19 protein-coding genes are annotated in these 22,493 nt (G+C 63.1%); 10 read left to right on the plus strand and 9 right to left on the minus strand.

The genetic code is table 11. The features are described from left to right. Positions 1 to 20: 20 nt before the first annotated feature. Positions 21 to 1,409: a Si-specific NAD(P)(+) transhydrogenase gene (gene sthA, locus A9K65_RS24830; protein WP_064995455.1), complete on the minus strand. Its 1,389-nt coding sequence runs from the start codon at positions 1,407 to 1,409 to the stop codon at positions 21 to 23. A gap of 202 nt (positions 1,410 to 1,611) precedes the next feature. On the opposite strand from sthA, the gene A9K65_RS24835 reads away from it, so the two are divergent. The 3 genes from A9K65_RS24835 (at position 1,612) to A9K65_RS24845 (ending at position 4,012) form a co-directional block, all read left to right on the plus strand. Then, complete coding sequence (locus A9K65_RS24835) at positions 1,612 to 2,082, plus strand: RDD family protein (RefSeq protein ID WP_064995456.1); 471 nt, start codon at positions 1,612 to 1,614, stop codon at positions 2,080 to 2,082. 140 nt (positions 2,083 to 2,222) lie between these two features. Further along, positions 2,223 to 2,987, plus strand: a complete 765-nt coding sequence (locus tag A9K65_RS24840) for an arginyltransferase (RefSeq protein WP_013532274.1) — start codon at positions 2,223 to 2,225, stop codon at positions 2,985 to 2,987. A 128-nt stretch (positions 2,988 to 3,115) separates the two neighbouring features. After that, the gene (locus A9K65_RS24845; RefSeq protein WP_064995457.1) at positions 3,116 to 4,012 is read left to right on the plus strand and encodes a DMT family transporter; all 897 of its coding nucleotides are present in this window, start codon (positions 3,116 to 3,118) and stop codon (positions 4,010 to 4,012) included. A gap of 35 nt (positions 4,013 to 4,047) precedes the next feature. Here the strand turns inward: A9K65_RS24845 and A9K65_RS24850 are convergent, their stop codons facing one another. Then, positions 4,048 to 5,262 (minus strand): AI-2E family transporter, encoded by a 1,215-nt coding sequence (locus tag A9K65_RS24850; protein ID WP_027162439.1) that lies wholly within the window; start codon positions 5,260 to 5,262, stop codon positions 4,048 to 4,050. A 252-nt stretch (positions 5,263 to 5,514) separates the two neighbouring features. Further along, positions 5,515 to 7,767, minus strand: coding sequence for a DNA topoisomerase IV subunit A (gene parC / locus A9K65_RS24855; protein ID WP_024504699.1), 2,253 nt, complete (start codon positions 7,765 to 7,767; stop codon positions 5,515 to 5,517). Here parC and A9K65_RS35300 point away from each other — a divergent pair. Together A9K65_RS35300 and A9K65_RS24860 are read left to right on the plus strand one after the other, a co-directional pair. Then, positions 7,723 to 7,992: a hypothetical protein gene (locus tag A9K65_RS35300; protein ID WP_127423385.1), complete on the plus strand. Its 270-nt coding sequence runs from the start codon at positions 7,723 to 7,725 to the stop codon at positions 7,990 to 7,992. The two genes, parC and A9K65_RS35300, sit on opposite strands and share 45 nt — an antisense overlap. Before the next feature lie 103 nt (positions 7,993 to 8,095). Then, positions 8,096 to 9,286: a hypothetical protein gene (locus A9K65_RS24860; protein WP_064995458.1), complete on the plus strand. Its 1,191-nt coding sequence runs from the start codon at positions 8,096 to 8,098 to the stop codon at positions 9,284 to 9,286. Between the two features lie 114 nt (positions 9,287 to 9,400). On the opposite strand, the gene aspS is transcribed toward A9K65_RS24860, so the two are convergent. Then, a complete protein-coding gene (gene aspS / locus A9K65_RS24865; RefSeq protein ID WP_064995496.1) occupies positions 9,401 to 11,191 on the minus strand; it encodes an aspartate--tRNA ligase in 1,791 nt (596 codons plus the stop codon). Between the two features lie 194 nt (positions 11,192 to 11,385). On the opposite strand from aspS, the gene A9K65_RS24870 reads away from it, so the two are divergent. From A9K65_RS24870 to rnd, 3 genes are all read left to right on the plus strand, one after another. Continuing rightward, complete coding sequence (locus tag A9K65_RS24870) at positions 11,386 to 11,754, plus strand: hypothetical protein (RefSeq protein WP_064995459.1); 369 nt, start codon at positions 11,386 to 11,388, stop codon at positions 11,752 to 11,754. A 75-nt stretch (positions 11,755 to 11,829) separates the two neighbouring features. Further along, entirely contained in the window at positions 11,830 to 13,074 is a 1,245-nt protein-coding gene (locus tag A9K65_RS24875; RefSeq protein ID WP_064995460.1) for an MFS transporter, read from the plus strand. A gap of 75 nt (positions 13,075 to 13,149) precedes the next feature. After that, the gene (rnd, locus tag A9K65_RS24880) at positions 13,150 to 14,301 is read left to right on the plus strand and encodes a ribonuclease D (protein ID WP_063167751.1); all 1,152 of its coding nucleotides are present in this window, start codon (positions 13,150 to 13,152) and stop codon (positions 14,299 to 14,301) included. A 53-nt stretch (positions 14,302 to 14,354) separates the two neighbouring features. Here rnd and A9K65_RS24885 read toward each other — a convergent pair whose 3' ends face one another. From A9K65_RS24885 to guaB, 3 genes are read right to left on the minus strand one after another with little or no spacing between them, the layout of a single operon-like run. Then, positions 14,355 to 14,774, minus strand: coding sequence for an MAPEG family protein (locus tag A9K65_RS24885; RefSeq protein ID WP_064995461.1), 420 nt, complete (start codon positions 14,772 to 14,774; stop codon positions 14,355 to 14,357). A 37-nt stretch (positions 14,775 to 14,811) separates the two neighbouring features. Continuing rightward, positions 14,812 to 15,435: a hypothetical protein gene (locus A9K65_RS24890; protein ID WP_084016252.1), complete on the minus strand. Its 624-nt coding sequence runs from the start codon at positions 15,433 to 15,435 to the stop codon at positions 14,812 to 14,814. Next, positions 15,386 to 16,888, minus strand: coding sequence for an IMP dehydrogenase (gene guaB, locus A9K65_RS24895; protein ID WP_013532286.1), 1,503 nt, complete (start codon positions 16,886 to 16,888; stop codon positions 15,386 to 15,388). The genes A9K65_RS24890 and guaB overlap by 50 nt, the downstream gene beginning before the upstream one ends. Before the next feature lie 308 nt (positions 16,889 to 17,196). Between guaB and A9K65_RS24900 the strand changes: the two genes are divergently transcribed. Then, entirely contained in the window at positions 17,197 to 18,615 is a 1,419-nt protein-coding gene (locus tag A9K65_RS24900; protein ID WP_064995462.1) for an MFS transporter, read from the plus strand. Positions 18,616 to 18,719: 104 nt separating this feature from the next. On the opposite strand, the gene A9K65_RS24905 is transcribed toward A9K65_RS24900, so the two are convergent. Together A9K65_RS24905 and A9K65_RS24910 are read right to left on the minus strand one after the other, a co-directional pair. Continuing rightward, entirely contained in the window at positions 18,720 to 19,463 is a 744-nt protein-coding gene (locus A9K65_RS24905) for an RlmE family RNA methyltransferase (protein ID WP_013532288.1), read from the minus strand. Positions 19,464 to 19,691: 228 nt separating this feature from the next. Next, positions 19,692 to 21,050 carry a Ppx/GppA phosphatase family protein gene (locus A9K65_RS24910; protein WP_027162445.1) on the minus strand — a complete coding sequence of 453 codons (1,359 nt, stop codon included), beginning with the start codon at positions 21,048 to 21,050 and terminating at the stop codon, positions 19,692 to 19,694. 367 nt (positions 21,051 to 21,417) lie between these two features. Here A9K65_RS24910 and A9K65_RS24915 point away from each other — a divergent pair, with 367 nt between their 5' ends. Beyond that, entirely contained in the window at positions 21,418 to 22,350 is a 933-nt protein-coding gene (locus tag A9K65_RS24915; RefSeq protein WP_027162446.1) for a lysylphosphatidylglycerol synthase domain-containing protein, read from the plus strand. Positions 22,351 to 22,493: the final 143 nt, after the last annotated feature.

Genomic DNA, 22,493 nt, shown 5'->3' on the forward strand with positions numbered 1-22,493 from the left:
CGCCGCCACGACCAGCCGGCCTACCCTCTTCCCATCCGGTTCCAGGCATCCAGCCCGGCGATCTTGTAGGCTTCGGCGAGCGTCGGATAGTTGAAGGTGTTGTTGACGAAGAAGTCGACGGTGCCGCCGAGATTGATCACCGCCTGGCCGATGTGAATGAGCTCGGTCGCGCCCTCGCCGACGATGTGCGCGCCGAGCAGGCGGCGCGTTTCGATCGAGAACAGAAGCTTCAGAAAGCCGGTGTTGACGCCCATGATGTGGCCGCGCGAGGTCTCGCGAAAGCGTGCCACGCCGACCTCATAGGCCGCACCGCTCTCGCGCACCTGTTCCTCGGACTGGCCGACCGTCGAGATTTCCGGCACCGCGTAGATACCGTAGGGAAAAGTTTCCGGCGGCGGCGGCAAGGGCACGCCGAAGGCATGGCAAGCGGCCACCCTGCCCTGCTCCATCGAGGTCGAGGCCAGGCTCGGAAAGCCGATGACGTCGCCGGCGGCATAGATGTTGGGCACGCTGGTCTGGAAGGATTGCGGATCGACCTTGATGCGCCCTCTGGAGTCGGCGTCGATGCCGACGACATCCAGGCCCAGGCTGCCGACATTGCCGGTGCGGCCGGCGGCGTAGAGCACAACCTCGGAACGGATGGTGCGGCCATCGGCCAGTTCCACTTCGGCGGCGTCCGGCTTGGAGCGGATCTCCTTCACCGCGCTGCCCAGCCGGATGGTCATGCCGCGATCGCGCATCTGGTGGATGAAATCGTCGACGATCTCGCGGTCGACGAAATCGAGGATGGAGTTGCGCGGCTCGACCAAGGTTACCGGCACGTCGAGCGCGGAAAAGATCGTCGCATATTCGACGCCGATGACGCCGGCGCCGATCACGGTCAGCGTGCGCGGCAAGCGATCAAGCTCCAGCATCTCGTCGCTGTCGAAGACGCGGGTCTTGTCGAAAGGCACGTCGCGCGGGCGGTGCGGCCTGGTGCCGACCGCTATCAGCGCATTGGCAAAACCGACCTCGCTGTAATCGCCGGTGTCTGATGTCAGGCTGACCTTGTTGGGGCCAAGGAATTTCACCGCGGCGCGAGCGCTCTTGACCGTGTTGCGCATGAACTGGTGCTGCAGCACCTCGACCTCATGGTCGAGCGTCTTGTGCAGGCGCTCGACCAGATCGCCGACCGAAATATCCTGCTTGACGCGGTAGCCGCGCCCGTAGAAGCCGCGCTCGCGCCAGCCCGAAAGATTGAGCACCGTTTCGCGCAGCGTTTTCGATGGGATGGTCCCGGTATGCACCGAGACACCGCCCAGACGCCGGCCGCGGTCGACCACCAGCACGGACTTGCCGAGCTTGGCCGACTGCACCGCGGCACGGCGGCCGGAAGGGCCGCTGCCGATGACCAGCATGTCGTAGTCCATATTGCCCCGTCCCCTGTGCGCTCTGCTGCGCCGCAACAAGCTAATGCTATCCGCGCCGCAAATTCAACCAGTTCGCATCGGGCCCGACGCCATCGAAGCTGGAGCACCGCTGGAAGCGCGATCTTGATTCCGCCACAGGCCTTCACCATTTCATGGCTGAGCGGTCCGCACCCTATGTCGGACCTTGTTACGAGGAAATGACATGAACGCGCGCGTTCTCGACGGCGAACTCATCACCAGCAGGCTCGACGATGTCAGGGCCTATGACGGCGTGCGCACGAAGCGCATCCTCGCCTTCATGATCGACTATGTCATCGTCGCGCTGCTCACCATCCCGTTTGCCATTCTGGTGTTCTTCCTCGGGCTTTTGACCCTCGGGCTTGGCTGGATGCTGTTCGGCATCCTGTTGCCGACTGTGGCCATCCTCTACATCTGGAACACGCTGGGCAGCGCTGACCAGGCCACCACGGGCATGAATATGATGGGTATCCGGCTCGACCGGCTCGACGGCAGGCCGATCGACGGCCTCACTGCGGTTGTCCATTCGGTCCTGTTCTGGGCCGGCAATGTCATCCTGTCGCCGCTTGTCCTGCTGGTGACGCTGTTTTCCGACCGCAAACGCACCTTGCACGATCTTTTGCTTGGCACGGTCGTCAGCCGCACCGACCGCTGAAACGGCCCTCTGAAGAGCAGTCGCAACCGATTGAGCACAAATGTGAAGGCGTCGAGTCGACCGCGCCCACATAATCCTGTTGAATTTTTCGCCATCCGCGCCAAAGGTAGAGCGATTCGAAGGAGTGTTTCCAAGGCTCGATGACGCAGCATCCGACCCAGTCGCCGCAGTTCTTCCTGACCGCGCCGTCGCCGTGCCCCTACCTCGACGGCCAGTTCGAGCGCAAGGTGTTCACGCATCTCGTCGGCGACAAGGCGGCGGAGATGAACGACCTCTTGACGCAAGGCGGCTTCCGGCGCTCGCAGAACATCGCCTACCGGCCGGCCTGCGAGACCTGCCGCGCCTGTGTTTCGGTACGCATCCTCGCCCAGGAATTCGTCGCCAGCCGCAACATGAAACGCGTGCTGCAGCACAATTCCGATCTCGTCGGCTACATGCACAATGCCGAGCCCTCGACCGAACAATATTCCCTGTTCCGCAGCTACCTCGATGCCCGCCACCGCCGTGGCGGCATGTCCGACATGACGGTGCTCGACTATGCGATGATGGTCGAGGATACCCATGTCGACACCAAGGTGATCGAATATCGGCGGCGCGGGCCTGACACCTTCATCACCGGCAAGGGACAGGGCGAGTTGATCGCGGTGGCGCTCACCGACAAGATGGCCGACGGCCTGTCGATGGTCTATTCCTACTTCAACCCCGATTTCGAGGAACGGTCGCTCGGCACGTTCATGATCCTCGACCACATCGCCCGCGCCAGGGCGATGGGCCTGCCCCATGTCTACCTCGGCTACTGGGTCAACGGCTCGCGCAAGATGAATTATAAGATGCGCTTCATGCCGCAGGAGCATCTCGGCCCCAAAGGCTGGGAGCGCTACACCAACGAAGCGGTTTCACGCTGAGTTTTTCCACGATCCGCGCTTAAACTGTTTCAATGCAGGGATGCTGGTCTTTCAGCCCGTTGGCTGGAGAGAGTACGCCATTGCACTGGCCGCCCGCCAGCCCTGCTCTTCATTGCGAAAGTTCCTGCATGTCCTCTCACCATGACCACCAGAAAGGCCTTTTGATAACCGCCATCGGCGGGCTGACGCTGACTGTCGACATACCGTTGATCCGGCTCGCCGACGGCGGCGCATGGACGATCATGCTGCTACGCACCGGCACCACATTCGTCGCGGCGATGGTCATCTGGTCGATCTGGCGGGCATTGAGCCGAAATGCCCCGCCACTCATCCCCGGCTGGTCCGGACTGATCGTGGCGATCTGCTACGGGCTGACCGGGATCACCTTCGTCACCGCCGTCTATCACACCTCGACCGCCGACCTGGTGTTCATCCTGGCCTTCAACACCGTGTTCGCGGGGTTGCTGTCCTGGATATTCCTGCGCGAGAGGCCGCGGCTGGTGACCATCGCGGCGATGCTGATCATGATCTTCGGCGTGCTGGTCATCGTCGGCGGTTCCGTCGGCACCGGCAAGCTGTTCGGCGATTTCATGGCGCTCTGCTCGGCCTTCTTCATCGCCGTGGCCATCACCATCTCGCGCGCCAGTGGCAAGGACATGGGATTCACCTCGCTCGTCGGGGTGCTTCTGCCGCTTGGGCTGGCGGCCTTCATGGTGACAGGCGAAGGCTTTCACGTGAACGCGCCCTGGTGGATCATCTTCAACGGCGCGGTCGTCATGCCGATTTCGTTCTTCTGCCTTGCCGCCGGGCCGAAATACATTTCGGGACCGGAAGTGGCGATGTTCTACCTGCTCGAAACCGTGCTGGCGCCGGTCTGGGTGTGGATGATCTTTGCCGAGGCACCGACCCGCAACAGCCTGATCGGCGGCGCAATCCTGATCGTCACGCTCGTCGCACACTCGCTCTGGCAGCTGCATGAAGGGCGCAAGCGCCGGGTCGACTTCGCGGTGCATCACCCGGTCTAGCGACAATTCGGCTTACGGCGCAAAGCCGGTCGTTATCAGGCGCTGGCTTTCTTCGCCGCATTGGATTCCGGCAAGACCTCGATCTGCGGACCGGCCTCGATTTCGGCCGCCGAATCGGCGGCCGTCTCGTCGGCCAACTCCACCTCGCGCAGCCATTCGCGCCAGATCGCGACCAGCAGCGCCATCAGCACCGGGCCGATGAACAGGCCGAGAAACCCCATGGTCTTGACGCCGCCGATGAGGCCGAAAAAGGTCGGCAGGAAAGGCAGCTTGATCGGTCCGCCGACGAGCTTCGGACGCAGTGTCTTGTCGACGATGAACAGCTCGACCGCACCCCAGAGGAACAGTGCCAGCCCGGCCATCGGCGAGCCGCTGGCGGCGAGGTAGATCGAGACCAGCGTGAAGGACAGCGGTGCGCCGCCGGGGATCAGCGCCATGACGCCGGTCAGGGCGCCAAGCGTGACCGGCGACGGCACGCCGGCCAGCCAGTAGGCGATGCCCAGCACCAGCCCTTCGCCGATGGCGATAACGGTCATGCCGGTCACGGTCGAGGAGATCGTCGCCGGCACGACGCGCGAAATCCGCTCCCATCTGGTCGGCAGGATGCGCTCGCCGAGACGGTCGACCTGGCCGGCAAAGTGCTCGCCGTCGCGATAGGCGAAGAACAGCGCGATCATCATGAACAGCAGCGTCAACAGCAGGCCGAAAGCACTGCCGCCTGCGGCCAGCACGCCGCGATAGATGCTGCCGATGTTGGCGCCGCTGACCAGCTGGATCAATTCACCAATGCCGCCGGGATGGCCGAAATTGGTCGTCCACTGCTCGTTCAGCCACTCGCCCACGACAGGCATGGTGGCGATCCAGTGTGGCGTCACCGCGCCGTGGCGGTTGGTCTCGATCGCCCAGGCGACCCATTCGCGGACTTCGTTGATCGCATAGGTGCCGGCGAGCGCGATCGGGATCACCAGGAAGGCGAGGATGAACAGGATGGCGAAGGTCGCGGCGATGGTGCGGTTGCCGCCGACCGCGACAAGCAGGCGGCGGTAGAGCGGCCAGCTGGCGAAAGCGATGACGAGCGCCGCCAGCACCGGAAACAGGAAGCCGTGGAAGAAATAGACGCCGGCGGCAACGATCAGCACCAGCAGCCAGCGTGCCGCCGACAGCGGCGGGATGACGGCTGCCCTGAGCGGCGTCGACAGGCCGAAGAGGCGCTGCTGCCGTTCCGGTTTCTGGATTCTTGCTTCCTTCAAACGCCTGGCTCTCCCAAACACCCCTCCTGTCTATGCACTGATATAGTGCAGCAATCGTGACGATAGTCCAAATGAGATGGGCGCGTCTCTTCCTTCTCCCCTTGTGGGAGAAGGTGGATCGGCGCGACAGCGCCGAGACGGATGAGGGGTGCGTGACGGAGTGAGGCGTTGGTGTTCCCTGGAGCACCCCTCATCCGACCTCGCTTCGCGAGGCCACCTTCCCCCACAAGGGGGGAAGGAAAAGGCGCGTAGCTACCCAAACTTCCCCGTTCTCGGGAATCCCTTCGGCACCATGCGTCCGGCCGAGGCACGGGCGCCGATCCATTCAGCCAGTTCCTCGCGCGACCTTGTGAAGGTGCGGTCGGCTGAATCCTGCCAGGAGAGGCCGCTCTCAAGCGTGAACGGCTTGAGGTCGAGAAGGCCGCCATCCTTGTATTTCTGCAGGCGCACGCCCTTGCCGCGGCCCATCTCCGGAATCTCTGCGAGCGCGAACACCAGCATTTTGCGATTCTCGCCGACGATGGCGAGATGGTCGCCGGTGACCGGGATGCAGCGCTTGGCTTCGTCCGGCGCCTTGACGTTCATCACCTGCTTGCCCTTGCGGGTGTTGGCAACGACTTCCTCCTCCGGCACGATAAAACCGTTGGCGTCGTGCGAGGCCAGCAGCAGCTTGCGCTTCGGATCGTGAACGAAGGCGGTGACGATGTCCTGGTCATTGTCCATATCGACGATGATGCGGATCGGCTCGCCATGGCCGCGCCCGCCAGGCAGCCGGTCGGCGCCGATGGTGTAGAACTTGCCCCCGGTGGTGAAGACCAGCACCTTGTCAGTGGTCTGCGCATGGAACGCGAGCTTGAGGCTGTCGCCCTCTTTGAAGGTCAGCGTCGAGAGATCGGCCAGATGCCCCTTCATCGCCCTCAGCCAGCCCTTTTCCGAGACGACGACGGTGACCGGCTCGCGCTCGATCATGGCATGGGCGATGTCGGTCAGATCATGCTCGGGCGCGTCGGCGAACTGGGTGCGGCGCTTGCCGAGCTCGGTCTCCGGACCGAACTTGTCGCGGATGTTGGTGACTTCCCACTTGATCGTCGCCCACTGCTTCTCGTTTGAAGCAAGCAGTGCCTCGATCTGCTTTTTCTCCGCGCTCAGGCCGTCGAATTCCTTGCGGATCTCGAATTCTTCAAGCTTGCGCAGAGCGCGCAGCCGCATGTTGAGGATGGCTTCGGCCTGGGTGTCGGTGAGCGACCAGCGGGCCATCATGACCTGCTTTGGCTCATCCTCCTCGCGGATGATCCTGATCACCTCGTCGATGTTGAGGTAGGCGATCAGGTAGCCGGCAAGTATCTCCAACCGTCTTTCGATTTCGCCGAGGCGATGTTTCGAGCGGCGGACCAAAACCTCGCGGCGGTGCTCGAGCCACTCCTGCAGCACGCCCTTCAGCGACAGCACGTTGGGCACCTTGCCGCGCGACAGCACATTCATGTTGAGCGGGAAGCGGCTTTCGAGCTCGGTCAGCTTGAACAGCGATTCCATCAGGATGCCGGGATCGACCGAACGGCTCTTCGGCACCAGCACGACGCGGACGTCCTCGGCGCTTTCATCCCTGATGTCCTCGAGCAGCGGCAGCTTGCGCGCCATCAGCAGCTCGGCGATCTTCTCGATCAGCCGCGCCTTCTGCACGCCGTACGGGATTTCGGTGACAACGATGCTCCAGGTGCCCCTGCCCTGGTCCTCCTGGAACCACTTCGAGCGCACGCGAAAGCCACCGCGACCGGTTTCGTAGGCTTCGAGGATCGAGGCGCGGCTGTCGACGATGATGCCGCCGGTCGGGAAATCCGGCCCCTGGACAAAGTCCATCAGCTTCGCCACCGGCGCGTCCCGGTTTTCGATCAGGTGAAGTGCGGCATCGCAAAGCTCGGCGGCGTTGTGGGGCGGGATCGATGTCGCCATGCCCACCGCAATGCCGGACGAGCCGTTGGCCAGCAGGTTCGGAAAGGCGCCGGGCAAAACCACCGGCTCCTCGTCTTCTTCATTGTAGGTCGGCCGATAATCGACGGCATCCTCGGTGATGCCGGACAACAGTTCGGTCGCCACATCGGTCATGCGCGCTTCGGTGTAGCGCATGGCGGCGGCGTTATCACCGTCGATGTTGCCGAAATTGCCCTGCCCGTCGACCAGGGGATAACGCATCGAGAAATCCTGCGCCAACCGCACCAGCGCGTCATAGATCGACTGGTCGCCATGCGGGTGGAACTTGCCCATCACCTCGCCGACGATGCGGGCGCATTTGGCAAAGCCCTGATCGGGGTTGAGCCGCAGCAGGCGCATGGCGTGCATGATGCGGCGATGGACCGGCTTCAGTCCGTCGCGCACATCGGGCAGCGCCCGGTGCATGATGGTCGACAGCGCATAGGCCAGATAGCGCTCTTCCAGCGCCTTCTTCAGATCGACCGGCTCGATGTGATCGCCACCGCCATTTTCAGGCGGCAAAAGCCTTTTTCCCATGGGCTCGGACTAGCCGAGCGGGTGATTCGCGGCAAGAGCCCGACGGAGATACCGGCCTTTCTGCAACATGAAACCATACCCCAGCGGATGTCGGCCAACATCAGCCTGTTACATGCGGGCTCTATCGCCAAGCGCGACGATATCCGGCTATCGGCTCTTCATGACAAATTCACCGGTTTGCGCAAAGACGGTGGGATCGGGTTTGCCTTTCACCGCGATTTTTGACCAATGTGCCGGGACACGCCTTTTTCCGGTCCAGTTCGTCACGGAATGGTGATGGCGCAAATAATTGAAAAAACAATTTCAGGACACTCTCAGGGACCTTGCGATGACAATCAAACGCTCAATTCTCAAGAAACTGGCTTTTTCGACCTTCTTGCTCACGCTGCCGCTGAATGCGGCCCTCGCACAGGATACGGCAGTGGCCGACCGGCTGAAGGCAGCGCTTGTCGCACAAGGTGTCGACATCACCTGGACCGGGGTGACCGGCGACAACACCAGCATGGTGCTGCAGGGCGTCGCCATCAAACCGGCGGCGGAGAAGGAAGCGCTTCCCATCGGCGACGTCAAACTCGAAGGCGTGACCGAGGCAAATGGCGGCTATGACATCGCCACCGTATCAACGGCTGCCTTCACACACAGCAAGGACGGCGTCACCCTCGACCTCAGCCCCTTCGTCATCCACGACATGACAGTTCCGGCCGACGGCGCCACCGGCCCGCTGGGCTCGCTGATGATGTACAAGTCCGCCGAACTCTCGAACATGACCGTCAAGGTCGCCGACAAGACCGCCTTCTCGATGGACGGGCTTGCCATCGAGATCACGCCGCCGGCGGACGGCAAGGCGATGGAATTCACTGCCACCACGGAAAAATTCAATGCCGACCTGACGCTGGTGGACGATCCCAAGTCCAAGGAAGTCATCAACGCGCTCGGCTACCAGAACATCGCGGGCAATCTCGAAATGGCCGGCACCTGGCAGCCCACGGATGGCAAGATGGAACTGTCGAAATACGACATCTCGGTCGAGAATGCCGGCACGCTCGGCATGACCTTCAATCTCGGCGGCTACACGCTGGACTTCATCAAGTCGCTGCAGGAAATGCAGAAGAAGATGGCGGCACAGCCGGAAGGCGCCGACAATTCGGCGCAAGGCATGGCCATGCTCGGCCTGTTGCAGCAGCTTTCGTTCAACAGCGCCTCGATCCGCTTCGACGACGATTCGCTGACCAACAAGGTGCTGGACTATGTCGGCAAGCAGCAAGGCATGTCCGGCAAGGACATCGCCAACCAGGCCAAGGCGATCGTGCCGTTCGGCATGGCGCAGCTCAACAATCCGGAACTGACTGCGCAGGTTACGGCCGCGGTCAGCAAATTCCTCGACGATCCGAAGAGCCTCGAAATCTCGGCCGAGCCGCCGGCATCCGTGCCGTTCGCACTGATCATGGCGGGCGCCATGTCCAACCCGCTCGATCTGCCCAAGACGCTCGGCGTCACCGTCAAGGCCAACGAAGACTGATCGAAGCGATCTCAGTATGCGAAAAGCCCGGCAGCGATGCCGGGCTTTTTCTTGGGATTAGCGAATCGAAAGAATCGGTTCGGGCGGTTCTTTAAAGCATCGCCCAAAGCGCGATCAGGCGTCCTTCTTGGGAACCGCAACGCGCAGCGCCAGGTCGCGAAGCTGCTGCGGGCTCGCTTCCGACGGTGCGTTCATCAACAGATCATAGGCCTGCTGGTTCATCGGGAACATGGTGATCTCACGCAGATTCTTGGCGCCGAGCAGCAGCATGACGACGCGGTCGACGCCGGCGGCCATGCCGCCATGCGGTGGTGCGCCATACTGGAAGGCACGATAGAGGCCGCCGAAGCGCTCCTCGACCGTGGCGCGGTCCAGCCCGACCGTCTCGAACGCCTTGACCATGGTTTCGGGCAGATGGTTGCGGATACCGCCTGAGGCGATCTCGAAACCGTTGCAGACCATGTCGTACTGGAACGCCTTGATGCCGAGCAGGTCCTCGCCATTCAGCGCATCGATGCCACCTTGCGGCATCGAGAACGGGTTGTGGGCGAAGTCGATCTTCTTCTCTTCCTCGTTCCACTCGAAGAACGGGAAGTCGACGATCCAGCACAGCTCGAAACGCTCGCGGTCGACAAGGTTCAGCTCCTCGCCGGCACGGGTGCGCGCAGCCCCCGCGAAGGAGACGAACTTCTTCGGGTCGCCGGCAACGAAGAAGGCCGCGTCGCCATCGGCAAGGCCGAGCTGAAGGCGGATCGCCTCGGTGCGCTCCTCGCCGATGTTCTTGGCGAGCGGACCGGCGCCTTCGAGCTTGTCGCCCTCCTTGCGCCAGAAGATATAGCCCAGCCCCGGCTGGCCCTCGCCCTGCGCCCAGGAATTCATGCGGTCGCAGAAGGCGCGGCTGCCGCCGGTCTTGGCGGGAATGCCCCACACTTCGGCCTTCGGGTCGTTGGCCAGGATGTTGGCGAACACCTTGAAGCCGGAATCGCGAAAATGATCGGAGACGGCCTGCATCTCGATCGGGTTGCGCAGGTCCGGCTTGTCGGAGCCGTATTTGCGCATGGCCACATCATAGGGAATGCGCTGGAAGTTCTGCGTCACCGGTTTGCCGTTGGCGAAGGTCTCGAAGACCCCGCGCATGACAGGTTCCATGGTCGACAGCACGTCGTCCTGCTCGACGAAGCTCATTTCAAGGTCGAGCTGGTAGAATTCGCCGGGCAGGCGATCGGCACGCGGGTCCTCGTCGCGGAAGCAGGGCGCGATCTGGAAATAGCGGTCGAAGCCCGACACCATGATCAGCTGCTTGTACTGCTGCGGCGCCTGCGGCAGCGCGTAGAACGTGCCGGGATGGATGCGCGACGGCACCAGGAAGTCGCGCGCGCCTTCCGGCGACGAGGCGGTCAAGATCGGCGTCGAGAATTCGGTGAAGCCGACCTCGCCCATGCGCTTGCGCATTTCCGCGATGATTTTCGTACGCGCAATGATGTTCTTGTGCAGCGTCTCGCGGCGCAGGTCGAGAAAACGGTATTTCAGCCTGATATCCTCGGGATAGTCAGGCTCGCCGAACACCGGCAGCGGCAATTCCTTGGCCGCCGACAGCACCTCGATCTCGCGGGCGAAGATCTCGATCTCGCCGGTCGGCAAATTGGCGTTGGTGGTCTCGGGCAAGCGCGCCTTGACCTCGCCGTCGACGCGGATGACCCACTCGCCGCGCACGGTCTCGGCGACCTTGAAGGCAGGCGAATCCGGATCGGCAACGATCTGGGTCAGGCCATAATTGTCGCGCAGGTCGATGAAGAGCAGGCCGCCATGATCGCGCACGCGATGCACCCAGCCGGACAGACGAACGGTCGAGCCAACGTCGCTCTTCCTCAACTGGGCACAGGTATGGCTGCGGTAACGGTGCATTGTCATTGGTAAAGTCCGGGGTGCTGGGTTGCGGGCCGAGCATCAAGCCCGGCCTCAAAATTTGCGCGAAAAGCGCATGGGAGGCCGGATTTGTCAAGGCAAGCGGCTTCGACAGGACATCCGTTGTAAACTTGGGCGGCACAATGGATAGCGATATCCTCTACCGCTACGTTTACGGCAAATGAGATCAGGATATGCAAAACCAGAAGCTCTTTCTGACACCTCAAGAGCGCAGCCGCATCGTCAACCTGCTTGACGCGGCTCGCATAGACGATTGGGCGCGGTTCAAAGCCCTCTCCGACGGTGACTTTCCGAACGACGAATCGATGCGGGAGCAGTTCGACGGATCGCGGCTCATAATCGACTACGATCGTATCGACCCGGAACAGCAATTCGCTGTTGGCGTAGATCCCGACGGTTTCCGGCTCATCACCGGTCAGTTGGCTCCGCGCGACGATCAACGGCAACAGGTGATCATGACGATCTATAGCAAGAACCTAAACGACGGCCCGTTCATAAGCGTTTGGACCTTCCACGAAGAGTTGGACATATCCTCGCTGTAGTTTGCCGGGAATTGCTGCTGGCGTTGGCCAGGGCGATGGTCCAAGAAGGGATCACCGACACGTGATCGCCTCTTCATGTCCTCCATCCGCCCGATGATCCCGCTTCTTCTCGCCGCAGGCATCCTGCTCGGCGGCAATGGGCTGCAGAGCACGCTGATCGCGCTGCGCGGCGCGCAGGAAGGGTTTTCGGCTTCCGACATCGGCCTGATGGGCACCTTCTACTTCGCCGGCTTCCTGCTCGGCTGCCTGGCCATCACCCGCATCATGAAGGCGGTCGGCCATATCAGGGCATTTTCGGCGCTGGCGGCAATCGCCTCAGTCGGCACCTTGCTCCTGGTGCTGGTCATCGATCCGGTGATGTGGTGCGCGGTGCGTCTTGCCGGCGGCTTCTGCTTCGCCGGGCTGTTCACCATCGTCGAAAGCTGGCTGAATTCCGGCGTCAGCAATCACGATCGGGCACGCGTGCTGGCGATCTACCGGATGGTCGACATCGGTTCGGTGACATCAGCCCAGTTCCTGATCCCGATCTTCGGCGCTGGCGGTTTCGCAATTTTCGCTATCATGTCGATGATGATCACGCTGTCGCTGGTGCCGGTTTCGCTCGGCGACCGCTCCAACCCGACGCCGCCGGAGGAGGTCAAGCTCGACTTGGCGCGCGTCTGGCGGATTTCGCCGCTGGGCTGCTTCGGCTGCATCGCCGTCGGCGTCACCAACAGCGCCTTTCGCACCTTGTCGCCTGTCTATGCCGAGCAGATCGGCATGTCGGTCGCCGATGTCGTCACCTTCGTCAGCGTCGGCATTTTCGGCGGCGCCATCATCCAGTATCCGCTGGGTTACCTTTCCGACCGCTGGGACCGGCGCCGGGTGCTGCTGATGACGACGTGCTGCGCGATGTTTTCGGCGCTGGCGCTGGTGTTCATCGCCGGCAGCAATCCGGCGCTCAACTTCATCTTCATCTTCATCTTCGGCTGTTTCGCCATGCCGCTCTATTCGCTGTCGGCGGCGCATTCCAACGACCGCGCCGACACGGGCGAGTTCGTGCTGATCAACGCGGCGCTGATGCTGTTCTATTCCTTCGGCGCGATTGGTGGCCCGTTCGCCGCCTCGACGGCGATGCAATATTTCGGACCGGGCGCCCTGTTTGTATTCAGCGCGGTGGTCTATGCGACCTTCATCGCCGTCATCCTCTACCGCATGCAGGCCCGGTCCGGGGTGCCGGCGGGCAGGCGCGGCCGCTTCATTGCGCTCCTGCGCACTTCGACGGTTTTCGCGCGGCTGGCCAGGAGAAACGGCGATTCCGACGGTCCGGGAACCTCATGATGGCGGTGCCAAAGCTTGACGAAAGCCCCGGCGGCTGAAATCTAGGAAGACCTTACTCCTGCCAAAAGCGATTTGATGCACGTCATCACCACCCAGAAAGAACTCGAGACCGTTCTCGCCGCTTTCGAAAAGTCGGATTTCGTCACTGTCGACACCGAATTCATTCGAGAAACGACGTTTTGGCCGATCCTGTGCCTGATCCAGATGGCCGCTCCCGGCGTGACGGCACTGATCGATCCGCTGGCTCCCGATATCGACCTGAAGCCGTTCTTCAGGCTGATGGCCAACGAAGCTGTGGTCAAAGTCTTCCACGCCGCGCGGCAGGACATCGAAATCATCGTCCATCTCGGCGATCTGGTTCCGCATCCAGTGTTCGACACGCAAGTGGCGGCGATGGTCTGCGGCTTCGGCGACAGCGTTTCCTACGATCAGCTCGTGCAGCGCATCACCGGGGCCCGGCTCGACAAGTCGTCGCGCTTCACCGACTGGCGCCACCGGCCGCTTTCCGACAAGCAGCTCGACTATGCGCTGGCTGATGTCACCCATCTGATCGAGGTCTATCAGCACCTCAGCGCCGAACTGGCGCGCGAAAACCGCGCCCATTGGCTCAACGAGGAAATGGAGGTGCTGACCTCGCGCGAGACCTATGATCCGCACCCCGAGGACGCCTGGAAACGGCTGAAGATGCGGCTGCGCAAGCCGCAGGAACTGGCGATCGTGCAGGGCGTTGCGGCGTGGCGCGAGCGCGAGGCGCGCGAACGCGACGTGCCGCGCGGCCGCGTACTCAAGGACGATGCGATCTACGAGGTGGCGCAACAAGCGCCGCGCGACGCGGCAGCCCTTGGCAAGCTGCGCACTACCCCAAAAGGCTGGGAGCGCTCTTCGACGGCAACGGCGTTGCTTGGCGCGGTCAACACCGCCCTTGCCCTGCCCAAGGAGCAGATGCCAAAGCTGCCGAAGAGTTTCCAGCCACCCGAGGGCTCGAGCGCCGCGGCGGAACTGTTGAAGGTGCTGCTGCGGATCGTCGCCGAAAAGGAAGGCGTCGCCTCCAAGGTGCTGGCCTCCAGCGACGACATCGACCGTATCGCCGCCGAGGGTGAGGACGCCGACGTACCGGCCCTGCAGGGCTGGCGGCGCGCGGTGTTCGGCGAGGCCGCGCTCAAGCTGGTGCGCGGCGAGATCGGCATCAAGTTCGACAAGCGCAAGATTGCGGTGTTCGACCTGTAGAGGAGCGTTCTTTCCTTCTCCCGCAAGCAAATGGAGAAGGCAGAACTGTCTGCTCAAATCACGCCGAGCAGGTGCAGCGCGAACCAGATCCATCCCAGCAGGAGAATCACCGCACTGACGAAGAATGACCGGCTGCGCAGCAGCAGATTGTTGCTGGTCAGGTGAACCCAGGCGTGGAAATAGCGCGATGCGACGAAAATCCACATCAGCGCCAGGGTCAAATAGTTGACGCCGTTGGTCAGGTGCAGCGCCAGGCACAGCACATAGAACAGCACCGGCAGCTCGAACTGGTTGGTGAGATTGGCGGCAACGGTAACGCTGGAGGCCGGCTCGGTCGAACGCACCTTGAAATGACCGGGCTTCGCCTCGCCTGACCTGATTGCGCCGTATCTGCGGCGACCCAGGATGCAGTAGACGATGTAGATCAGCAGCACATGCGCCAGAACAGGCCAGAAGATCGTGGTCTGGTTCACGAAGTTTCCCCTACCCGGCTGAGCTTTGCGCGCGGCATCAGGCCAGGCGTTTCTGGCCTGCCAGCCAGAAGGCGGCAATGACGATCACCGGGACGGCGAAAAGCGCGAATTTGGTGACGGTGAGCGCCGAAGCCAAAGACAGCGAGTCCGGATTCGCCGACAGGAAATCGGACAGAAGCCGCGCTACCGCGATGTTCTGGGCGTAGTCGGCAAGCGTGTAGGGCAGCACCAGGACCAGCGCGAAGATCGACTGCAGCTGCACCGGCTGCACGCGGAAAGCCTTCAATCGCCGGCCGGTGGCCAGGATCAGGCTGACCAGCGTCACAGACAGCAGCGCCGGGAACAACAGATCGAAGGTCAGATAGTGCCAGACGAGAATGATCTCGCCGCCGCGCCGGCCGAGTGCCGTCAGCCAGGCCATGCCTTCGTCCGGAGTGAAACCGAAAATACGCATGTCGAGTGATGGCAAGCCGCCGCTCAACTGGCGGAAGTAGAGGAATTCCATACCCGTCATGGCGATGAAAACCACCGCCGACAGGAAACAGAGTGCGCCTGCGTGGCGCGGCAGCCGCAGGATCGTTGCCGTCAGGCTCCGCCCGAGCCCGTACTGGTCAGGCTCCGCCGGGATAGTTCGGGCTTTCGCGGGTAATCGTGACGTCATGGGCGTGGCTTTCACGAAGTCCGGCATTGGATATGCGCACAAAGGTGGCGCGCTCGCGGAAATCGGCAAGATCGCGGCCACCAACATAACCCATAGCGGCTTTCAAGCCGCCCGCAAGCTGGTGCAGCACGCCAGACACAGGTCCTTTGTAGGGAACCTGCCCTTCGATGCCTTCCGGGACCAGTTTCAGCGTGTCGCGCACCTCGGCCTGGAAGTAGCGATCGGCGGAGCCGCGGGCCATGGCGCCGACCGAGCCCATGCCGCGATAGGCCTTGAAGGAGCGGCCCTGGTGCAGATAGACCTCGCCCGGGCTTTCGTCGGTTCCGGCCAGCAGCGAGCCGATCATGGCCGCACTGGCGCCTGCGGCGAGCGCCTTGGCCAGATCGCCGGAATATTTGATGCCGCCATCGGCGATCACCGAGACGCCGGATTTGTGCGCCGTCTCGACCGCCGACATGATGGCTGAGAGCTGCGGCACGCCGACGCCGGCAACGATGCGGGTGGTGCAGATGGAACCCGGGCCGATGCCGACCTTGACGGCGTCGGCGCCGGCGTCGATCAGCGCCTGCGTGCCCGCGGCGGTGGCGACATTGCCAGCCAGGATGCGGACGGAGTTGGATAGTTTTTTCGCCCGCGTGACGGCGTCGAGCACGCGCTGCGAGTGGCCATGCGCGGTGTCGATCACCAGAAGGTCGACGCCGGCATCGATGAGGCGTTCGGCGCGCTCGAAACCGTCATCGCCGACGCTGGTGGCGGCGGCGGCGCGCAGGCGGCCCTGCGCGTCCTTGGTGGCGTGCGGGTTGAGCTGCGACTTCTCGATGTCCTTGACGGTGATCAGTCCGACGCAATTGCCCTGCCTGTCGACGACCACCAGCTTTTCGATCCTGTGCTGGTGCAGGAGGCGCTTGGCCTCGTCCTGGTCGACGTTCTCCTTGACCGTGATCAGGTTGTCACGGGTCATCAGTTCATGGACCTTCTGCGCCGGATCGGACGCAAAGCGCACGTCGCGATTGGTCAGGATGCCGATCAGCCGGCCGATCTTGTGGCCGCCGCTGCCGCCGTTCTCGACCACCGGAATGCCCGAGATCGAATAGCTGCGCATCAGGCCCAGCGCGTCGGCGAGCGTCGCGTCGGGGCCGATGGTGACGGGATTGACCACCATGCCGGATTCGAATTTCTTGACCTGCCGCACCTGCTCGGCCTGTTCGGCCGGCGAGAAATTGCGGTGGATGACGCCAATGCCGCCGGCCTGGGCCATGGCGATGGCAAGCCGCGCCTCGGTGACGGTGTCCATCGCCGCCGACAGGATCGGCACATTCAGGTCGATATCGCCGGCGATGCGGGTGCGGACATCGGTTTCGCCGGGCATGACCTCGGAATGACCCGGCTGCAGCAGCACGTCGTCAAAGGTCAGCGCCAATGCGCCGGTGGACGTTTCGATGATTTTTGCCATGGCCAGTCCCTTGAACATAAAAAGCGGTGGGGGAATACAAAAAAGCGCTGGACCGGAATGGACAGCGCCGACTCGTTTCTTCCCTTTCAGGATTGGCGCTGGCTGGTACCACGTCCAAGCACCGATGAAAAGCGGACGATTTCACGCTCCCGGAAAGGTGACTTTCCGGCGAAGGGATGCCACCTGTGGTTGCCGGTCGCACAAAAGTGACAGCAAATTAATGCGACATCCCGGCGAAGGCATGGTAACCGCCCGCCTCAGGGCCGACATGCAACCGGCAACGCAACATTCAAGTCTGGACGCGTTCCTTGAACCGCACCATCCCGCTTATATTGGCGGTCGCCCTTTTCATGGAAAACATGGATTCGACTGTTATCGCGACATCGCTGCCGGCGATCGCCGTCGACATCCACACCAGCCCGATCGCGCTCAAGCTGGCCCTGACCGCCTATCTCGTCTCGCTGGCGATCTTCATTCCGATCAGCGGCTGGATGGCCGACCGTTTCGGCGCCAAGAATATCTTTCGCGCCGCGATCGCCGTCTTCATCGTCGGCTCGATCGCCTGCGCGCTCTCCGGTTCGCTGCCGGCTTTTGTGGTCTCGCGCTTCCTGCAAGGCATTGGCGGCGCCATGATGACACCGGTCGGGCGGCTGGTGCTGGTGCGCGCGACACCAAAAAGCGAACTCGTCGCGGCGATGTCCTGGCTGACCGTTCCGGCGTTGGTCGGACCGTTGGTCGGGCCGCCGGTCGGCGGCTTCATCACCACCTACTCCACCTGGCACTGGATCTTCCTGATCAATGTGCCGATCGGCCTGATCGGCATCTGGCTGGCGACGCGTTTCCTGCCGGAGACCGAATCAATGGAGACGCCGCCGCTCGACTTCCTCGGCTTCGTGCTAAGCGGGCTGGCGGCATCCGGCGTGGTTTTCGGCCTGTCGGTGGTGAGCCTGCCCTATTTGCCGCCGGCCACCGGCCTTATCACCGTAGCGGTCGGCCTGCTGTCGGGCGCGCTCTATCTGCTGCACGCGCGGCGCGCCAAAAATCCCTTGCTGGCGCTCGAATTGTTCCGCAACCAGGTGTTCCGCTCCTCGGTGCTTGGCGGCGGACTGTTCCGCATCGGCATTGGTGCCGTGCCGTTCCTGCTGCCGCTGATGTTCCAGATCGGTTTTGGGCTGACGCCGTTCCAGTCCGGCATGATCACCTTCGTCTCGGCGATCGGCGCCATCGGGATGAAGTTTGTCACCGCGCTGATCTTCCGGGTCGCCGGCTTCCGCCGCGTCCTGGTTGTCGGTTCTCTGGTCGCCGCCGCCTCGATCGCCATCAACGGCCTGTTCACACCCGACACACCCTATCTCTTGATGCTGGCCATGCTGCTCGTCGGCGGCTTCATCCGCTCGATGTTCTTCACCGGCGTCAATGCGCTCGCCTATGCCGAGGTTTCGGCTGAAGACACCAGCAAGGCGACACCGATCACGGCGGTGTTCCAGCAGTTGTCGGTCGCGCTCGGCGTGGCGCTGGCCGGCGGAATCCTGGAAGTGTCCACGAGCCTGAACGACAGGTCACTGACGCTGGCGGATTTCCACACCGCGTTTTTCGTCGTCGCGGCGATTTCGGCCGCCGCGTCGCTGTCGTTCATGCGGCTGGCGCCCGATGCCGGCAACGCCATCTCCGGCCACGGCCGCCTGACCACACCCAAGACGCTGGAAACGAGCACGGCGGGGAAGTAGTTTCCTCTTGCCTTCTCCCCTGTGGGAGAAGGTGGATCGGCGCGAAAGCGCCGAGACGGATGAGGGGTGTTCCAGCGGAGTGAAACGTTGGCGCTCCCTGGAGCTCATCCGTCGCCTTCGGCGACACCTTCTCCCAGGGGAGAAGGAAGATCTCGCCCTTTGAAATCCTTGGCCAAGAGATAAAGCTCGACCGATTCATCCCGCGACGCCGGCGGCTTGACGTGATGGACTGAGCGGAAGTTCTTCTTGAGCATGGAGAGCAGTTCGTTTTCGGCGCCGCCCTGGAAGGTCTTGGCGAGGAAATGCCCGCCCGGTTTCAGGACGGAGAGCGCGAAATCGGCCGCCACTTCGCACAGATGCATGGTGCGGATATGGTCGGTCCGCTTGTGGCCGGTGGTCGGTGCCGCCATGTCGGACAGCACGATATCGGGATCCCCACCCAGCGCCTCGGCCAGCTTTTGCGGCGCCTGCGGATCGAGGAAATCCATCAGCAGCACCGGTGCGCCGGGCACGGCGTCCATTTCGAGATAATCGATGCCGATGACATGCGGCTTGTCGGCCGTCGATTTCGTCCGCGCGGCGGCGACCTGGCACCAGCCGCCGGGGGCGGCACCGAGGTCGATCACCTTCATGCCGGGTTTCAACAGATGATGCTTGTCGTCGATCTCGATCAGCTTATAGGCCGCGCGTGAGCGATAGCCGTCGGCCTTGGAGCGCTGGACATAGGGATCGTTGATGTGGCGCTGCAGCCAACGGCGCGACGATTCCTTCAGCCCGCTCTTCTTCTTGATCCGCGTCTTCAGCACGCGAATGCTGGCGGATCCTGGTTTTTCCGGTTTCTTGGTCATTGCCTGATTTCTGGTCCGGGTTTTCTCGCTCGTCGAGTTGTGTTCATTTTTCGACGTCTGCGCGTTTCGTGAACGGCTTCCCCCACTCCGTCTCGGCTTCGCCGAGCCACCTCTCCCCCCTCCGGAGGGAGAGGAAGGGAGCCAGCCTGCATAAGTTCACGCCTTTCCTCTCCCCGTCGATCGGGGGAGAGGTGTCGAGCGTAGCTCGACGGAGTGGGGGTCGACTGTTCACGCTCTGCCACGCCCATCGTTGCGCCAGACGCCATCATCGGCCATCAGTTCGCTCAAAATACCTTCGCGCAGGCCACGATCGGCGACGCGCAGCCGCTCGGACGGCCATACGGCGCGGATCGCTTCGAGGATAGCACAGCCGGCAAGCACCAGATCGGCGCGATCGGCACCGATGCAAGGGTTGGCGCAGCGCTGCTGGAAATCCCAGCCAACCAGTCTTTCGACCATGCGATCGACGCTGTCGCGGTCCATCCACAGCCCGTCGACACGGCGGCGATCGTAGCGCTCGAGTTCAAGGTGGACACCGGCCAGCGTCGTCACCGTTCCGGACGTGCCCAGCAGATGGAAATTCGGGCTGGCCTTGAGATGGCTCAGCCGATCGCGACCGTCGAAGCTGGCCAGCCGGCCGGCAACGTCATCGACCATGGCGGCGAAGATCTCGCGCGTCACCGTGCGGCCGCCAAAGCGCTCGGCCAGCGAGACGACGCCGACCGGCAGCGACGTCCACGACACGATATGATTGGCCAACCTCGGCGAACGGCGGCCGGCGAGATCGATGAGCGCGATTTCCGACGAGCCACCGCCAATATCGAACAGCACGACGCCTTGGGTGTCGCGCTCGACCAGCGAGCCGCAGCCGGACACCGCCAGCCGCGCCTCGGTCTGGCGGTCGATGATCTCGAGCTTCAAGCCGGCCTCGCGTTCGACGCGGTCGATGAACTCGACGCCGTTTTCGGCGGTCCGACAAGCCTCGGTGGCGATCAGCCGGGCTTTTCTGATCTTGCGGTTGCGCAATTTGTCGCCGCAGATTTTCAGCGCCTCGACCGCGCGGTCCATCGCCGGCTGGCCGAGCCGGCCATTGGCGGTGAGCCCCTCGCCCAGCCGGACGATGCGCGAAAAGGCGTCGATGACGCGGAATTGGCCATGCCGCGTCGGCACGGCGACCAACAGCCGGCAATTGTTGGTGCCGAGGTCAAGCGCCGCAAACACCGGAAGCTCATGGACCGGCGGCCGACGGGCGCCTTGTTCCGGCCGCGGCACAACAGCGGCGGGCGAGATCACCGCTTCCGCCGGTCTGTGGGCCTCCGCCGCCGGGGCACCGGTTTTGCCTGGCGCCGGCGATCGATTCTCCGCGGGGCGCGCTTCCTCGCGCGCAAAAACCTTGCGCCCGCGCCTTCGCTTGCGCCGCTTCTTGGGCTTGCCTTTGTGGGGTGCGTCGCCCGCCTGCCCGTCTGCGGAGCGGAGCTCCGTCGGGCGGCGTTGCTGCCAGCTTGCGTTCCCCGGGTCAGCCGACCGCTGGGAAGCGCTGGACACGCCCACCTCCGGCGCGCCGGCGCCGGTATCGTGGTCTTCCACTGTCGTTCCTTCCGGCGCCGCGCGAACCTATGATGGACGCAGCAGGCGCTTCAGTGTTTTAAGTTGTCGCCAGACTAACAGCGCCGTGCCCGATCACCAAGAGCCGCATGCCGAATTTTACCGGCAGGCCGCTGACCGCCGTTCCGGTGCCACCGTGAGATGAATCCGTTGCCGGCGCAACGCCTGCCGGCATCTCTTCGGTCGCCCCACGGACAAATCTTGCCGGCCGCCGCTGCGACAAGGGTTCGCGGTTGAATAGCCGGCTTCGATGAGGCATTTCTGAAATGAGCGGAAGAATCCGGCAAAGCCGGCCTCCCACCAGCCACGAAAAAAGGAAGCGGACCCCGCAACGCATGGCAGTCAGGCAATGAACTGGAGACGCTATTTCTGGCCGGTCGTCGGCATCGCGGCGGTGATCTTCTCGCTGCTGCTGCTCTGGCACGAACTGCGCGGCATTTCGCTCGACGATGTCTGGGACGGCATCGCTGCCATTCCGACCCGCGGCTGGGTTCTTGCCGCGCTGAGTTCGATCATCGCCTATGCTTCGCTCGCCGGCTACGACCACATCGCGCTTCTGCATATCGGCAAGCGCGTGTCGTGGCTGTTCGTCACGCTGTGCTCCTTCACCACCTATGCGCTGTCGCACAACATTGGCGGTTCGGTGTTCTCGGGCGCCGTCATCCGCTACCGCGCCTACGGTACCAGGGGCCTGACCGGACAGGATGTCGGCGTGCTGGTGGCGGTCTGCTGGATCACCTTCGTGCTGTCGACGATTTTGGCCTCGGGCCTCGTTCTGGTGTTCGAGCCTGAGATACTCGACCGATTTTCCGGCATCGCCCATCATGGCCTGTCCGAAGCGGCCGGTATCGCGATGCTGCTGCTCGTCGCCGCCTATGTCTTCGGCAGCTGGCTGCATCTGCGCCCGCTGAAGATCGCCAGCTTTCAGCTGCATTATCCGGCGCTGCCGATCGTCGCCCGGCAGTTGCTGATCGGCCCGATCGAACTGCTGGCCGCCGCCGCGATCATCTTCTTCGCCCTGCCCGCGGCCCACAATCCCGGCTACTTCGTCATACTGGGCGTCTTCCTCGTCTCCTTCTCGATCGCGCAGATCTCGCATGCGCCGGGCGGACTCGGCGTGTTCGAGGTGGTGTTCCTCGCCGGCCTGTCGGACATGGATCCGGTCGGCGTGCTGGCGGCGCTGCTGGTGTTCCGGCTGTTCTACCTGATCGTCCCGCTGATTCTGGGCCTGGGCATCGTGCTGTTCTTCGAACGCTCGCAGTTCAGCCGGACGGAGCCTTGAGGCGTGGAATAGGACTGGGCGCCGCGCGCCGGCATCTGAAGTGTGGCGTCCTGTCGAAACGTGCCATTGAAGCACAGAGCAGGCTTGACTATTTTCCGCTGGCGGCTACAAGGCAGCGCTCACAGCGGCTTGCCCGCTCGGCC

Source organism: Mesorhizobium sp. WSM1497 (assembly GCF_001672455.2).
GTDB lineage: Bacteria > Pseudomonadota > Alphaproteobacteria > Rhizobiales > Rhizobiaceae > Mesorhizobium > Mesorhizobium ciceri.

Coding starts and splice junctions, on each gene's coding strand:
- sthA (WP_064995455.1), bottom strand. CDS start 1,409: ATGGACTACGACATGCTGGTCATCGGCAGCGGCCCTTCCGGCCGCCGT.
- A9K65_RS24835 (WP_064995456.1), top strand. CDS start 1,612: ATGAACGCGCGCGTTCTCGACGGCGAACTCATCACCAGCAGGCTCGAC.
- A9K65_RS24840 (WP_013532274.1), top strand. CDS start 2,223: ATGACGCAGCATCCGACCCAGTCGCCGCAGTTCTTCCTGACCGCGCCG.
- A9K65_RS24845 (WP_064995457.1), top strand. CDS start 3,116: ATGTCCTCTCACCATGACCACCAGAAAGGCCTTTTGATAACCGCCATC.
- parC (WP_024504699.1), bottom strand. CDS start 7,767: ATGGGAAAAAGGCTTTTGCCGCCTGAAAATGGCGGTGGCGATCACATC.
- A9K65_RS24860 (WP_064995458.1), top strand. CDS start 8,096: ATGACAATCAAACGCTCAATTCTCAAGAAACTGGCTTTTTCGACCTTC.
- aspS (WP_064995496.1), bottom strand. CDS start 11,191: ATGCACCGTTACCGCAGCCATACCTGTGCCCAGTTGAGGAAGAGCGAC.
- A9K65_RS24870 (WP_064995459.1), top strand. CDS start 11,386: ATGCAAAACCAGAAGCTCTTTCTGACACCTCAAGAGCGCAGCCGCATC.
- A9K65_RS24875 (WP_064995460.1), top strand. CDS start 11,830: ATGTCCTCCATCCGCCCGATGATCCCGCTTCTTCTCGCCGCAGGCATC.
- rnd (WP_063167751.1), top strand. CDS start 13,150: ATGCACGTCATCACCACCCAGAAAGAACTCGAGACCGTTCTCGCCGCT.
- A9K65_RS24890 (WP_084016252.1), bottom strand. CDS start 15,435: ATGACGTCACGATTACCCGCGAAAGCCCGAACTATCCCGGCGGAGCCT.
- guaB (WP_013532286.1), bottom strand. CDS start 16,888: ATGGCAAAAATCATCGAAACGTCCACCGGCGCATTGGCGCTGACCTTT.
- A9K65_RS24905 (WP_013532288.1), bottom strand. CDS start 19,463: ATGACCAAGAAACCGGAAAAACCAGGATCCGCCAGCATTCGCGTGCTG.
- A9K65_RS24915 (WP_027162446.1), top strand. CDS start 21,418: ATGAACTGGAGACGCTATTTCTGGCCGGTCGTCGGCATCGCGGCGGTG.